The following is a 14,034-nucleotide window of genomic DNA, read 5'->3' on the forward strand; positions in this document are numbered from 1 at the left end:
GCTCAGCGCCGGTCAGCAAGGCGATGGGGCCGGTCAGTACGGTGACCAGCCCCAACGACCACGACTTCGTCGAGGTCAGCCCTGCGGTGACGTCGCCAGCTTGTACTTCGGTACCGCGACGCGTACCTTCGCGGCCGTCGTGTCGGCCGGCACGGTGATGGTGCCGCGCGACACCCACTGGGTGATGTTGCCGACGATCGTGGCGGCCGCCTGCTGTGCGGCGGCGTCGACGGTCACGTTCCAGTTGGACGGGCAGCGGGCCATCAGGAAGCAGCCGTAGGCGAACGTCGACCCGTTCAGCACGCGCGCACCGGACGGCGCCGTGTAGACGGTGGTCTTCATCGGTGCGACCCGGCCGTTCGTGTGGCAGGTCGCGTTCCCGCTGGCCACGGTGGTCAGCCCGGGCTGCTTGTAGAGCCCCGGCCAGACGTCGTCGACCTCGCCGGCAATGAAGCCCTTCAGCTTGGTGCCGGTCGGGACGCCCTTGAAGATCCAGTTACTGGTCGTAGTCAGGTCTCCGGGTGTCACCGCGCAGATGTAGTCGGCTCCGAGGAGCGGCTGCGACGCGTACGCATCGCCCTGGTACCGCCAGGTGGTGGAGTTGTAGCCGTCGGTGTACCGGTCGATGTCCCACGCGCGGCGGGTCTCGTCGGTGAAGGTGATCAGCCGGTACGCCGTGTTCGCGCCGAGGTTCGCGACGTTCACGCCGCGGGCGATCGCCTGGCTGATCGCGGCCCGCATCCGCAGCGAGTAGTACTCGTCGTGGCCGGGCAAGAACAACGTACCGGCGCGGTCCTTCACCTGACCGCCGTACTGGTCGAGGTCGTTGTCGGTCCAGTAGGTGACGTCCAGGCCCTTCGACTCGGCCCAGAAGACGAGGCCCTGCTCGAGGGTGAGGAACTGCCCGGAGCCCTGGCCCTCGTTGTACGGACGGTCGAACGTGAGCCGGCCCGACCCTGCGGACAGGCTGGTGTAGAAGCTGACGCCGCCGTAGGAGTTGTACGCCTGCCAGGTGGCCGTCGCCTGCTGGATGAGCAAGGCGTGCTTGTTGCCGGTGTCGTCGCGGACCGTCAGCGGTGCGTACGTCGCGGACGCGCCGTCGACGACCTTGATCAGGTAGGTCCCGGGCACCCAGTCCTTGTCCACCGAGAGAGTCAGCGTCTTGGTCCAGTTCTCGGCCGTCGTCATGTTCAGCGGCTTGCCGTCCTTGGTCTGACCACCGGTGGTCGGCTTCGGCTGCACCACGGTCGGTACGTCGTCCTGCCGCCAGACCTCGCGCGCTCCGAGGCCGCCGTAGTACCCCATCCGGTACGCGACGACGCTGACGTTGTTGCCGGACGTGACCTTCAGGTCGACAGTGTCGCCGCAGGCGGCCGAAACCTTGGTCAGGTAGGCGGCCAGGTTCGGGTTCGCGGCCGTCGAGATCACCCAGTCGGCCGTGCCGGCTTTGGCGTTCTCGGCGGTCGTGGTCGGCCAGGCCGTCGGGCAGCCCGGGGCCGGCTGGGCGATCGCATCCTCGGCCAGGGCAGGCATCTCCGCCGGAGGCGCGATGTAGGTGACGCTGGTGGAGCCCGACGTCAGCACGGTGCCGGTCGACGTGGTCGCCTGCACGCTCAGGCTCATGGTTCCGCCGAACCGGGACAGCTTGACACCGTTCACCGGGATCCCGAGCCGGGCACCGGCCGCGACGTTGATCGGCGCCTTCGGCTTCCAGGTCGCATACCCGCTGCTGACCGTGAGCGTGCCGTTGACCGTGGTGTACGGGCCGGTCGCGCCGGTCGGCAGCTGCATCCGTACGGCGGCCAGCGCGCCGGCGCGGGTGACTGTCGCCTGGTAGACGATGTTCGTTGTCTTCCCGGGAATCGGGTTCGACGTGACCACCGCGACCTGCGGCGTGTACGTACGGAGCGGTTGCAGGACGCCCGCGCCGGAGGTGATCACCTGGTTCGCCGTACCCATCGACTTGAAGCCCAGGGTCCACGGGCCACCGGCCGGCAACTTCAGCCCGTACAGCGGAATCACCAGCCGGGCGCCGACCCCGACCTTGACAACCTTCGCCGGGCGCCAGCGCAGTACCGTCCGGGTCACCGAACTGACGGTGCCGTTGATCGACGTGACCCGGCCACTGGTGCCGGCCGGGATCGCCATCGTGACTTCGCGGATCGTGCCGGCCTTGAGGACGGTTGCGCGATAGGTCAGCGTGGTGGTCCCGGTGGTCGCCTGCGTCGCAGTGATCGAGACGTTCGCCGCAGCTGCGTCGGCAGCCCGATCGACGAACACGAGGGCGGCAGTCGCAACGATCAGGGCAAGGGCTGCCACAAGCAGCTTGCGGAACATTTGTTTCCCCCCAGGGAAGAATGGACGGTGGCGGATTCCCCCCGCGGAAGAGTAGGGAACAAATGCCCTGTGCGGCGATTTCGTTGCGTATCCGAGACCGAATCGGCCAGGTCCGAAACGCCCCGTGCCTGCCCGAGTGCGGACGGCACAGAATGACGACCGCCTGGAAGCGACTGAGCTTCACCGACCGCTGAGCTTCACCGACCGCTTAGCTTCACCGACGACCGAGCTTCACCGACGGCCGAGGGCCGGCAGCCGTCGCAGCGTGACGGCCAGCAGGATCGCCACCCCGGTCAGCGCCACAGCCGTCAGGCCAGCAGCGGCGTGCAGGCCTGAGGTGAACGCGTCGCGGGCTTCGTCGAGTACGTCGCCGCCGGCGCCACTGCCGACCGCCTCGCCCAGCGAGTTGCCGAGCCGGCCGTCCGTCCGGCTCCGGTACACCGCCGTGACCACACTGCCGAGTACGGCGATCCCGAGCGCGTAACCGAACTCGTTGCCCGTCTGCGTCAGCGCACCGGCCGACCCAGCGCGCTCCGGCGGCACCGACCCGATGACCAAGTTCGTCCCCAGCGTGACGAGCGCACCCGGCCCGAAACACTCGAAGGCGAACGCCAGCATCAGCACCGTGGTCGAGGTGCTCTGGCTGATCACGACCATCCCGGCGACGGTGCAGGCGATGCCGGTCGGGATCAGCAGGCCCGGCCGGATCCGCTGCGCGAGCCAGGGCGCAATCTGGAAGCTGAGCGTCGACGTGATCATCCCGGGCAGCAGAGCAAGCCCGGCGGCCAGCGGCGTCATCCCCTTCACCAGCTGGAAGTACTGCGCAACGAACACCATCGTTCCGCCGGACAGCATCGAGTACGCCGTCATGCTGCCGAGCGTCACGCTGAACGTCCGCCGCGTGAACAGCCGTACGTCGACCAGCGGATCCGCCAGCCGCAGCTGCCGCCGTACGAAGATCGCACCGAACACCGCGCCGACCACCAGCGCCACCGCGGCCTCGACGTCGGCGCCGTGGGAGGCCAGGTGCTTGAGCCCGTGGATCGCCGGCAAAATCGCGGCCAGCGACAGCACCACGCTCGGTACGTCGATCCGCCCCGACTGCTCGTTGCGGTACTCCGGGAGCAGGAAGGGACCCACCGCCAGCAGGACGACCATCGCCGGGACGCCGATCAGGAACGCCGAGCCCCACCAGAAGTGGTTCAGCAGGACGCCGCCCGCGATGGGCCCGATCACCGCGCCGACGGTGAAGCAGGCGCCCCAGACGCCGAGTGCGGTGGCGCGCTGCCGCTCGTTCGGGAAGATCGCCGAGATCAGGCCCAGGGTGCACGGCGCGATCGCGGCTCCGGCGATCCCCAGCACCGCGCGGGCGCCGATCAGCATGCCGGGCGAAACGGAGTACGCCGCCACGACCGAAGCGACCCCGAACACGGCGGCGGCGATCAGCAGCAGCCGGCGTCGCCCGAGCCGGTCACCGAGCGTGCCCATGGTGATCATCAGGCCAGCCACCATGAACCCGTACACGTCCAGGATCCACAGCTGCTGCCCGGCGGACGCACCGAGCGCCTCGGTGACCGCCGGCACCGCGAGCAGCATCACGAACAGGTCGAGTGAAACCAGCAGCGTGGCCAGGCACAGCACGCCGAGCGCGATCCACTGCCGCCTGCCGGTGGTCACGGGGTCCGCTTCGCGGCTGAGTGTCATGGCTCCGGTCCTTCCCGAGGAGGTGTCTTCACTCCTTGCGTCGACCGAACCGAGCCCGAATCGACAGCCGACCCGATTTGTCCCTCCGGACCTCTAGCCTTGTGAGTCCGCGGACGGAAGGAGCTCGACGGTGGCGAAGATCGGGAATCTGCCGGAGGTCGTGACGCGCGAGGAGTGGTTGGTCGCGCGCCGGGAGCTGCTCGCGAAGGAGAAGGAGCTGACCAGGGCCCGGGACCGGCTGAACGCGGAGCGCCGTCGGCTGCCGATGGTTCGCGTCGCCGAGCAGTACGAGTTCGAGGGTCCGGACGGTCCGGTCAGGCTGCTGGACCTGTTCGACGGGCGGCAGCAGCTCGTGGTGCATCACTTCATGTTCGCGCCGGACTGGGACGAGGCCTGCCCGAGTTGTTCGTCCGCCGCCGACGAGATCGGCCACCTCCGCCAGTTGCACGTGCGCAACACCTCGCTGGTCGCCGTTTCGCGCGCACCGTACGAGAAGCTAGCCGGCTTCAAGGACCGCCTGGGCTGGACGTTCCCGTGGTACTCGTCGTACCGGAGCAGCTTCAACTTCGACTTCCACGCCACCCTCGACGACCGGGTGGCGCCGGTGATGCTGCATTTCCGGACGCAGGATGAGCTGGCCATGGAGAAGGGCACGCCGTGGACGGACGGCCCGTGGACCACGGACCTGAACGGGACCGAGATGCCCGGGATCAGCACGTTCCTGCGGGTCGACGACGAGGTTTTCCACACCTGGTCGACGTTCGGACGCGGGATCGAGGACTTCCACAACGGCTACCGGTACCTCGATCTCACGGTGCTCGGACGGCAGGAGGCGTGGGAGGAGCCGGCCGGGAGGGCCGAACCGCTCGGGTTGCACGTCGGCGGGCCGGCGATGCGCGTCCCGGATCAGTACGAGGTGTGACTCACCAGTAGGCGGAGTCGAGTTTCCCCTCGAAGTTGCGGACGTTCTCGCGGGCACAGCGGTCGCAGTACAGGAGCTTGCGGCCGTTTTCTACGGAGGTCGCCCAGGTCAGCGGCGGGTCCTCGGATTCCGCCTGCTGACCGCACAGCGAACAGGTTGCTCGGGTCACGCCTTCAGTGTGACACCGGCGGCGCGCGGACGGGGTGACCGAATCATCCGCTCTGAGCCGCGGCCGCCGGGAGAGCACAGCTGAGGGGCGACACCCGGTGCCGGGTGCCGCCCCTGGTCGTTCAGCTGGTCAGGCTGTGTTTCTGTGGTGGATCAGACCATGCGTGCGAGGTAGAGGCGCGCCCGTGCACTGGCCCTCTCCGCTCGCCTGCTGGCCCGCTCGGCCTGCTTCTGCGCCTTCTCGATCTGGTGAGCGAGGCGGAAGCGCCGGTTCTGCTCTGCGGCCTTCAGTGAGGCACGACAATGAGCACGGGCGAGATCTTCATGAAGTAAATGCATTTCGGTGCTCCTGGTGAAAATCTGAGTGGTCACGTTCGGACTCGATTCGAATAAGGGTCGGTCGTCAGGCTGCGGTAACGGTGTCGCTCTTGCGGGGGCGCCCCCGGGGCCGCTTGCGCGGAACCACCACACCCTGGACGAACAGCTCGCCGCCCCACACTCCCCACGGCTCGGAACGCTCGAGCGCTCCGGCCAGGCACTCGGCCTTCAGCGGGCAGGTGGTGCACAGCGACTTGGCGTACTCGACGTCCGCCGGCGATTCGGCGAAGAAGAGTTCTGGTGCGTAGGACCGACAGGGCAGGTCCTGCGACGTTGCCACCTCGGTGAAGACATCGAGGAAGCTAACGCTCATTCCGGTCACCTCCCAGTGACTTTTCGGTGCTGGTCTCTTGTCGTCGGTGACAGCTGCCGGTTGACAGCCGCCAAATCTGTGGACAAACAAAAGGGCCGCGGGACCCTTGTCGGGTTCCGCGGCCTTGGAGGTGCCGGCTCTGACGCTTGTCAGACCGGTGGACTCCATGCTCGAGAACCCGAACCGCCGTACTTCACATCGGCGACAGCTCCGCCCTGGAACAGGGCAGCGCCGGAAGCCATCAGCACAACGGTCGCGACGTGAAGACGCGGCGAGGCGCCCGGAATCAGGGCGCACGGCAGCGCAAAAACGTCGCCGAACGGCTTCTTGACGGTGTTGATGTTCATCCCAGGGCACCTCCTCTCGTTGTGGCGAAGCGGGCGGTTAGCTCGATCGCTATGGTGGTTTGAAGTTTTCGGTCAGGCTTCGACCGCAGAAGGAACAGTACGCCGTCCGCGCCGGAGCCCGCAAACTATTTATCGCCAGTTTGCGAAGTTGGCCGGAAGTTGCCGCTCCGACGTCCGGATCTACCCGTCGGCCCCGCACTTCCGGCACGCTCCGGGACGCCTTCCGCACGCTCCGGGATCGTTGCCCTTGTCACCTAACTGCCACGTCTGCCAGCAGCAGAACGCGGCACGTCCTCCAGGATGCGCCCCCGATCGCGTGGCTGGCAACATTTTTTGCCCGAACGGGCATCAGCGGGTGCAGAGGTTGAGGATCTTCTCGCCGTACTTCGCGAGCTTCGTGTGGCCGATGCCGGGGATCTGGCGGAGCGCCTGGGCGTCCTCGGGGCGGGTCTCGGCGATCGCGGTCAGGGTGGCGTCGGTGAGGATCACGAACGCCGGCATCCGCTCGGACTCCGCCTGCTCGGTACGCCACGCGACGAGCGCGTCGTACAGCTTCTGGTCGATCGTGGACGGGCAGTCCTCGCAGCGGCCGAGCTTGCGCGCGCCAGCGTCGAGCAGACCGCGCCCGCACACCCGGCACTTCGGGATCGGCCGCCCGGAGCGCGCCTCGGCCGCCGAGCGCTCACGGGCGGAGGACGGCGACGGGGACCACTCGGTCCGCGCCGACCGCACGCCGATCGGATCCAGGAAGCGGGTCGGCCCGCGCTGCCCGCGGCCGCCCGGCGACCGTGAGGTGGACCAACTGACGAACAGCTGCTGCTTCGCCCTGGTTACTCCCACGTAGAACAGCCGCCGCTCCTCCTCCACCTGGACCGGCGTCTGGGCGTAGCTGATCGGCAGCGTCCCCTCGTGCGCCCCGACGATGAAGACACAGTCCCACTCCAGGCCCTTGGCCGCGTGCAGCGTGGCCAAGGTGACGCCTTCGGCCAGCGGCGCGTGCTGGATGGTCGCCCGCCGGTCCAGCTCGGCCATCAGCTCGCGCAGCCCGGCGTCTGGGTGCTCCGCTGCGAAGTCGGTCGTCATCGCCACGAGCGCGCTCAGCGACTCCCACCGGTCGCGGACCGCGCCGGTCCCCGTCGGCGGCTCCGGCGTCCACCCGGCCCCGGCCAGTACGCCGGTCACCGTCGTCACCAGATCGTCCGTCCCCTGACCGGCCTTCGCCTGACCGCGCAGCAGCACGGCAGCCTGGCGGATCTCGGCCCGCTCGAAGAACCGCTCCGCACCCTTCAGCACGGTCGGGATCTTCCGCTCGGCGAGCGCCTGCTCGAAGTTCTCCGACTGGGCGTTGGTCCGGAACAGCACCGCGATCTCCCGCAGCGGCACCCCCTCGTCCTTCAGCCGTACGACGGCCCGCGCCACCGCATCGGCCTCCGCGACCTCGTCGGAGTACTCGCGGTAGACCGGAATCGGGCCGGCCTCCTTCTGTGAGCGCAGCGTGACCCGCCCGGGCAGTCCGGTCGGACCGGCCGCGTCGAGGATCTTGTTCGCGACGTCGACGATCTGCGGGGTCGAGCGGTAGTCGCGGACCAGCTTGATCACCGTGGCCGACGGGTGCCGGGCCTTGAAGCGGACCAGGTTCTCCGGATCGGCGCCGGCCCACGAGTAGATCGTCTGCGCCGGATCACCGACCACACAGACGTCCTCACGGCCGCCCAGCCACAGGTCGAGCAGGCTCTGCTGCAGCGGCGAGACGTCCTGATACTCGTCCACGACGAACGTCCGGTACTGCCGGCGGATCTCCGCGGCGACCCGCTCGTCCTCCGCGAGCAGCGCGACCGTGCACAGCAGCACGTCCTCGAGGTCGATCCGGCCGCGCTCCAGCTTGACGTCCTCGTACGCCGCGAAGATCCGGGCGATCGTCGGTGGGTCGAAGGCCGCGAGCGCACGCCCGGCCCGGGGCGCCAGCCGCGCGTAGTCGTCCGGCCGGACGTTGCTCACCTTGGCCCACTCGACCTCACCGGCCAGGTCGCGCAGCGCAGGCGTGTCCACCCGGACCCGGCAGCGCGACGCCGCCTCGGTCAGCAGCGGGAATTTGCGGTCCGCGATCGGCGGCAGCTCCCCGCCGTACACCTTCGGCCAGAAGAAGCGGGCCTGCCGGAGCGCGGCGGAGTGGAATGTGCGGGCCTGCACGCCCTGGACGCCGAGCTGCGCGAGCCGCCCGCGCATCTCCCCCGCGGCGCGCTGGGTGAACGTCACCGCGAGCACCCGGACCGGGTCGAACGTCCCGGTCTGCACGCCGTACGCGATCCGGTGGGTGATGGCGCGGGTCTTCCCGGTGCCGGCACCGGCCATCACCACGACCGGGCCGTGCAGCGCGGTCGCGACCGCCCGCTGCTCGGGGTCGAGGGCCTCGAGCAGGGCCTCGGCGGAGGCGGGGCGTGTGAAGTCGCTCACGGGCTGGGACATACGGGAACAGCACCACCTGCACCATGGTTCGGATACGTCGAAGGCAACCCTAGACGGGCGGCCCGACAAAACCCCTCCCAGCTCCTCGAGGAGTCCGCCGATGTCGGCTTTGACGATCTACTCCACGCCGTGGTGTGGCTACTGCCACCGCCTCAAGGGCCAGCTCAAGCGCGCCGGTATCGAGTTCACCGAGATCGACATCGAGCAGGTCCCGGAGGCCGCGAAGATCGTCGAGCGGCTCAACAACGGCAACCAGACGGTGCCGACCGTGGTCTTCGCCGACGGCACCGCGATGACCAACCCGTCGCTCGCGCAGGTCGCCGACAAGCTCGTCGCCTGACCGACCGGGTTACGGACCGAGCGGTCCGGGAGCGCGAACTCAGGTCATAGCGCCTGAGTTATGGACTTTACGGTCATGACCGATATACCTTGCGATGAACCACGTCGCAGGGAGTCCGCCCATGTTCCAGCGCCGTCACGTCAGCCGTGCCCTGATCACCCTTGCCGCCACGCTCGGCCTGCTGCTCACCGCGGGTCTGCCCGCGGGCGCGGCGCCGCCGGGCGACCGTCCGGACGGCATACCCGATCAGTTCCCGTCGGAGAACTGGCCGCTCGGTACGCCGTCCAAGCTGTTCGCGCCGAGCGCCGAGGTGATCCAGGACCTCGGCTCGCCGGTCAGCTCGCTGACGATCATGGAAGGGGCGGTCGGCCGTACGCCGGACGGCCGCGACGTCGTGTACGCCGTACCCGCCGGGGAGAATGCACGCCTGAACGTCGTCGACCTGCACACCCGCGAGTTGCTCCGCACCGTGCCGCTGCAGGGTGCGGCCGGCGGCTGGGCGATCGTCGTGACACCGAACGGCGACGTCTACCTCGGTACGTACGCGAACGCGCACCTGTACCGCTACAGCCCGGTCACCGGTGAAGTGACCGACCTGGGGCAGCCGATCCCCGGCCAGTCGCAGATCTACGGCCTCACCGCCGACCCCGAGGGCAACGTGTACGCCGGGACCTACCCGAACGCGCACGCCTTCAAGTACGACACCACGACCGGCGAGGTCACCGACTACGGCTCGCTCGACCCGGTGCAGCAGTACGCGCGGTCCACCGTGTACGACCCGGACCACAACAAGCTGTTCGTCGGTGTCTCCACGCCGAACGCCCGCCTGCTCCGCATCGACCCCGAAACCAAGACGGTCGAGGACATCACTCCCCCGGGTACGACGGCCAAGGACTTCATCGACCTGGACTACGCCGGCGGGAAGGTGTTCGCGAACGCCAGCAGCCGGCTGGTTGTCGTGGATGCGGTCACCGGTGAGCAGATCAAGTACACCGACGCCACCACCGGCGAGCTGGTGATGGACTACCCGATCGCTGCCCGCGGTGTCTCGCCCGCAGGCCCGGGTGGCGTCTACTTCACCAACAACACGCTCTCGCTCACGCACTACGACCTGGAGACCGACACGGTCGGTCCGGTCACGCCGCCGCGCACTGTGACCCGTGGCGCCTCCATCGGCTACGGGTGGGTGACAGAGAACGGCCAGCAGGTGCTGTACGGGCTGGCCGGCAACTACTCCGGCGGAACGTTCCGCTACAACCCTGCGGACGGGACGCTGGCGCAGTGGAGCTCACCGTTCCAGTACGTGCCCTCGCCGCTCATGCACACGCTGGCCGACCCCGCCACGGGCAAGGTGTTCGTCAACGTGTACCTGAACGGCTCGACGGCCATCTACGACCCTGAGACCGGTAAGTCCACCGTCACCACCCGGCAGGGCCAGGTGGAGGGCTGGGCGTGGGACGGCAACGGCAAGATGTACGTCGGCATCTACCCGTACGGACGCCTCTCGCTGTGGGACCCCACCCAGCCGGACAGCCCGACCAACCCGAAGGAACTGTTCAGCCTGGTCGACAGCGACCACCAGAACCGCCCGGTCGCAGTAGTACCCGCCGGCGACCGTGTGTACGTCGGAACCACACCGGCGTACGGCGAGTACGGCGGCGCGCTGACCGTGTACGACGTACCGACAGGCAGCCACACGGTCTACCGCAACCTGGTGCCCGACCAGACGATCTCCTCGATCGTGCCGTCCGGGTCGGCGGTCTGGGTCGGTTCCAGCATCGAAGGCGGGCAGGGCACCGAGCCGGTCGCCACCGAGGCGCATCTGATCAAGGTCGACCCGTCGACCGGACAGGTGCTCGCCGACGTCGTGCCGGTGGCCGGAGCAGCCAGCGTCAACGAGCTGATCACCGGCCCGGACGGCAACATCTGGGGCCTCGCCGACGGCATCGTCTTCGCCATCGACCCGGCAACCGGTGCGGTCAAGCGACTGCTCCCGGTGTTCAGCGGAGTGACCGGCTCACAGGACGGAGCGCTCTCCTGGCGTGACGGCTACCTGTACGGCGTCACCGGTGGCCGGCTGTTCGTCGTGGACATCCTGAGTGGACAGGCGACCGTACTGCGCAACCGGGGACTCAACCGGCTCACACAGACACCGAACGGCACCTACTACACGCTGCTTCGCCCGGACGGCTACATCAACCCGACCAACCTGGCCTCCTACACACCGCCGACCGACTCGTGTCCGCAGTCGGACCTCCGAGCGACGGTGTGGACCGGCAACGTCGACAGCCACGTACAGAACCGCTTCCTCAGCTACGGGTGCACGCTGACCGACACCCTGCCGGACGCGAAGGCGGACTGGCCCAACCACGCGGCCTATGTCCTCGCCGTCGACCGCAAGCTGAGGCAGCTCGAGGCGGACGGATCGGTGCAGCGCTGGGAAGGCGCCCTGATCAGGATCGCTGCGGCGCGGTCGAACGTGGGCCGGTGACGGGAGGGGTGGTCACCAGCTGCCGGTGAGGCTGTCGCCGTACCAGCCTTCGATCAGGCGGCGGGAGATCGAAATGGCACCCGGGAGGGCCATCGTGCCGGCTTCGACCAGCGCACGGACGTCGTCCCGGGTGAACCATTTCGCCTCGGCGATCTCGTCCGCGTCGACCTCGATGTCGAACCCGGTCGCCTTGGCGTAGAACCCGAGCATCAGGCTCGCGGGCAGCGGCCACGGCTGGCTGCCCGCGTAGGAGATCTCCGGCCCGACGATCACCCCGGTCTCCTCCAGGACCTCACGCCGTACGGCGGCCTCCAGCGACTCGCCGGGCTCCACGAAACCGGCCAGCGTGGAGTAGCGGCCGGGCGGCCACGCCTCGTTGCGGCCGAGCAGCGCCCGGTCCTGGTCGTCGGTGACCAGCACGATGATCGCCGGGTCGCTGCGCGGGAAGTGCGACAGCCCGCAGACCGGGCACCGGCGGACGTGGCCGGCCTCCACCACCTCGGTGTGCGCACCGCAGTTCGCGCAGTGGGTGTGGACGCCGTGCCAGTTGGACAGTCCGATCATGTGGACCGCGATCCCGGCCTCACGGTCGTCCAGTACGGCGCCCAGCTCGCGCAGACCGCCGTACGACTCGTCCGCCTCGCCCTCGACCAGCACGCCGAAGACGGCCCGCCCCTCGGCGGTCATGCCGGCGCCGGTCTCGCGGTCGAGTCCGAGGAAGATGCGAATGCCGTCCGGTGCCGCGGCCGGCGCCACGAAACGCAGTGCGGAGCGGTCGTCGAGCACCTGGATCTTGTCACCGGCCACGACGACGACCTGGGTGTCCGGAGCGGCCCAGGCCTTGTCCAGCCAGTCGTCGTCACGACGGCGGTCGGCGGCGCGGTCCAGGACGGACCGGGACAGGGCTAGTGAACCGGGAGCGATGGAGTAGGCCACATGACTCAACCTACCCCGGCTCCATGAGAGCATCCCGGCATGAGCATTCACATCGCCGCCGAGAAGGGCCAGATCGCGCCCCGGGTGCTGTTTCCGGGGGACCCGCTGCGGGCCAAGTGGATCGCGGAGACCTACCTGTCCGACGTGACCTGCTACACCGAGATCCGCAACATGTTCGGGTTCACCGGCACCTACAAGGGTGAGCGCATCTCGGTCCAGGGCTCCGGCATGGGCCAGCCGTCCGCAGCGATCTACGCGCACGAACTGTTCGCGGAGTACGACGTCCAGACGCTGATCCGGGTCGGCACCTGCGGCGCGCTCACCGAGGCGGTCCGGGTCCGCGACGTGATCGTGGCGATGTCCGCGAGCACCGACTCGCAGATGAACCGGCTGCGCTTCCACGGCATCGACTACGCGCCGACCGCGGACTACCAGCTGCTGCGCGCGGCGGTGGACGCGGCCGAGACGGCCGGGCTGAACGTGCACGTCGGCCAGGTGTTCTCCGGCGACCTGTTCTACAACGACCGCCCCGACCTGGTGTCGCGGACGGCGGAGTACGGCGTCCTGGGCATCGAAATGGAGGCGTCCGCGCTGTACACACTGGCCGCCAAGTTCGGCCGCCGCGCGCTCGGCATCATGACCGTGTCCGACCACCTGATCACCCACGAGGTGACGACCGCGGAAGAGCGGCAGACGACGTTCTCCGAGATGATCACGATCGCCCTTGACGCAGCGATCGAGGTGCCGGTCTGAACCGCTGGTACGGCGCTGCGCTGACCAGCGCAGCGCTGCTCGCCGCAACCACCGCCTGCTCCGGCAACGAGGAGCCGTCGTCCGAGTCTGGCAGCAGCCCGAGCACGTCGACCACGCTGCCTGCTACACCATCCGCTGCGCCATCTGCTTCGGCTGGTACGCCGACCTCACCGGGAGCCGACGCGACGCTGCCGGACCTCACCGCCGCGCAGGTCGTGGCCGCGTTGAAGGCCAATAAGTACAGCTGCAGCACCGATGAGGCCTACGAGCGGTGTACCCAAGGCACCACGTCGGTGCAGGTGCTCCTCGGTGACCACCCGCGTCCCCCGGTGCTGTCACTGCAGGCATCCGGCGCACCGGCCGAGGCGACAACGAAACTGGCCGCGGTCGCTCCACAGGTCCTGGAAATTGCGCACGTCAACCCGCGGCAGCCGATCGTCGACTGGCTGAACAAACTCGAAGGCAAGCCCGCCGGCTCGACCAAGGCCGGCAACTGGACCATCGACTTCTCCACCGAATCCAGCTCGGAAGCCCCCGGCGCGATCCTCACCCTCACCGACACCCTCTGCAAAACCCGCTGCGGCGCCGAGTGACGCAACATCGCCGGACCGGGCAGAGGTCCGGCGCGAGGAACGTCCGCGGCGTACTCCCCCGGCACCCCCAACACGAGCGGATATCCGGCGCGTGTGACCGATCCATGGCAGGGCCCGGGGCCGGGTGACCGAGCCGGCGCTGGCGCCGGCGCCGGACGACCGCGAGCGTCCTCGCACGGTGGGTTCACCCATCGTGGTGTGGGTTCCTGACCCGTGTGAGGGGTGCGGAACCCACAACACCGTGGGTGAACCCACCGTGGGGCGGAAACCCGGAGATTCCTACGAC

General features: G+C 68.8%; 13 protein-coding genes. 5 read left to right on the forward strand and 8 right to left on the reverse strand.

Going from position 1 to position 14,034, the window contains the following annotated elements; all coding sequences use genetic code 11:
• Window positions 1–75 precede the first annotated feature (75 nt).
• Window positions 76–2,337, reverse strand: coding sequence for a N,N-dimethylformamidase beta subunit family domain-containing protein (locus AB0B82_RS23660; RefSeq protein ID WP_360172336.1), 2,262 nt, complete (start codon window positions 2,335–2,337; stop codon window positions 76–78).
• Window positions 2,338–2,568: 231 nt separating this feature from the next.
• Window positions 2,569–4,041 carry an MFS transporter gene (locus AB0B82_RS23665; RefSeq protein WP_360172339.1) on the reverse strand — a complete coding sequence of 491 codons (1,473 nt, stop codon included), beginning with the start codon at window positions 4,039–4,041 and terminating at the stop codon, window positions 2,569–2,571.
• 130 nt (window positions 4,042–4,171) lie between these two features.
• Here AB0B82_RS23665 and AB0B82_RS23670 point away from each other — a divergent pair, with 130 nt between their 5' ends.
• Complete coding sequence (locus AB0B82_RS23670) at window positions 4,172–4,963, forward strand: DUF899 domain-containing protein (RefSeq protein ID WP_360172342.1); 792 nt, start codon at window positions 4,172–4,174, stop codon at window positions 4,961–4,963.
• Window position 4,964: 1 nt separating this feature from the next.
• Here AB0B82_RS23670 and AB0B82_RS23675 read toward each other — a convergent pair whose 3' ends face one another.
• The 5 genes from AB0B82_RS23675 to AB0B82_RS23695 form a co-directional block, all read right to left on the reverse strand.
• Entirely contained in the window at window positions 4,965–5,132 is a 168-nt protein-coding gene (locus tag AB0B82_RS23675) for a hypothetical protein (RefSeq protein ID WP_360172345.1), read from the reverse strand.
• Between the two features lie 152 nt (window positions 5,133–5,284).
• A complete protein-coding gene (locus AB0B82_RS23680; protein WP_360172347.1) occupies window positions 5,285–5,503 on the reverse strand; it encodes a hypothetical protein in 219 nt (72 codons plus the stop codon).
• 31 nt (window positions 5,504–5,534) lie between these two features.
• Window positions 5,535–5,822 (reverse strand): WhiB family transcriptional regulator, encoded by a 288-nt coding sequence (locus tag AB0B82_RS23685; RefSeq protein ID WP_131285495.1) that lies wholly within the window; start codon window positions 5,820–5,822, stop codon window positions 5,535–5,537.
• Window positions 5,823–5,971: 149 nt separating this feature from the next.
• Window positions 5,972–6,169, reverse strand: a complete 198-nt coding sequence (locus AB0B82_RS23690; protein WP_360172350.1) for a hypothetical protein — start codon at window positions 6,167–6,169, stop codon at window positions 5,972–5,974.
• A 348-nt stretch (window positions 6,170–6,517) separates the two neighbouring features.
• Window positions 6,518–8,635 (reverse strand): ATP-dependent DNA helicase UvrD2, encoded by a 2,118-nt coding sequence (locus AB0B82_RS23695; RefSeq protein WP_360172353.1) that lies wholly within the window; start codon window positions 8,633–8,635, stop codon window positions 6,518–6,520.
• 100 nt (window positions 8,636–8,735) lie between these two features.
• On the opposite strand from AB0B82_RS23695, the gene AB0B82_RS23700 reads away from it, so the two are divergent.
• Together AB0B82_RS23700 and AB0B82_RS23705 are read left to right on the forward strand one after the other, a co-directional pair.
• Window positions 8,736–8,975 (forward strand): mycoredoxin, encoded by a 240-nt coding sequence (locus AB0B82_RS23700; protein ID WP_360172356.1) that lies wholly within the window; start codon window positions 8,736–8,738, stop codon window positions 8,973–8,975.
• A 121-nt stretch (window positions 8,976–9,096) separates the two neighbouring features.
• Window positions 9,097–11,466: a hypothetical protein gene (locus tag AB0B82_RS23705; RefSeq protein WP_360172359.1), complete on the forward strand. Its 2,370-nt coding sequence runs from the start codon at window positions 9,097–9,099 to the stop codon at window positions 11,464–11,466.
• Window positions 11,467–11,478: 12 nt separating this feature from the next.
• On the opposite strand, the gene nudC is transcribed toward AB0B82_RS23705, so the two are convergent.
• Complete coding sequence (nudC, locus tag AB0B82_RS23710; RefSeq protein WP_360172362.1) at window positions 11,479–12,402, reverse strand: NAD(+) diphosphatase; 924 nt, start codon at window positions 12,400–12,402, stop codon at window positions 11,479–11,481.
• A 39-nt stretch (window positions 12,403–12,441) separates the two neighbouring features.
• On the opposite strand from nudC, the gene deoD reads away from it, so the two are divergent.
• Both deoD and AB0B82_RS23720 read left to right on the forward strand, forming a co-directional pair.
• Window positions 12,442–13,155, forward strand: coding sequence for a purine-nucleoside phosphorylase (gene deoD / locus AB0B82_RS23715; protein ID WP_360172365.1), 714 nt, complete (start codon window positions 12,442–12,444; stop codon window positions 13,153–13,155).
• Between the two features lie 215 nt (window positions 13,156–13,370).
• The gene (locus tag AB0B82_RS23720) at window positions 13,371–13,748 is read left to right on the forward strand and encodes a hypothetical protein (RefSeq protein WP_360172368.1); all 378 of its coding nucleotides are present in this window, start codon (window positions 13,371–13,373) and stop codon (window positions 13,746–13,748) included.
• Window positions 13,749–14,034: the final 286 nt, after the last annotated feature.

This window comes from Kribbella sp. NPDC048915, assembly GCF_040649595.1.
GTDB lineage: Bacteria > Actinomycetota > Actinomycetes > Propionibacteriales > Kribbellaceae > Kribbella.

Coding starts and splice junctions, on each gene's coding strand:
- AB0B82_RS23660 (WP_360172336.1), bottom strand. CDS start 2,337: ATGTTCCGCAAGCTGCTTGTGGCAGCCCTTGCCCTGATCGTTGCGACT.
- AB0B82_RS23665 (WP_360172339.1), bottom strand. CDS start 4,041: ATGACACTCAGCCGCGAAGCGGACCCCGTGACCACCGGCAGGCGGCAG.
- AB0B82_RS23685 (WP_131285495.1), bottom strand. CDS start 5,822: ATGAGCGTTAGCTTCCTCGATGTCTTCACCGAGGTGGCAACGTCGCAG.
- AB0B82_RS23690 (WP_360172350.1), bottom strand. CDS start 6,169: ATGAACATCAACACCGTCAAGAAGCCGTTCGGCGACGTTTTTGCGCTG.
- AB0B82_RS23695 (WP_360172353.1), bottom strand. CDS start 8,635: ATGTCCCAGCCCGTGAGCGACTTCACACGCCCCGCCTCCGCCGAGGCC.
- AB0B82_RS23700 (WP_360172356.1), top strand. CDS start 8,736: ATGTCGGCTTTGACGATCTACTCCACGCCGTGGTGTGGCTACTGCCAC.
- AB0B82_RS23705 (WP_360172359.1), top strand. CDS start 9,097: ATGTTCCAGCGCCGTCACGTCAGCCGTGCCCTGATCACCCTTGCCGCC.
- deoD (WP_360172365.1), top strand. CDS start 12,442: ATGAGCATTCACATCGCCGCCGAGAAGGGCCAGATCGCGCCCCGGGTG.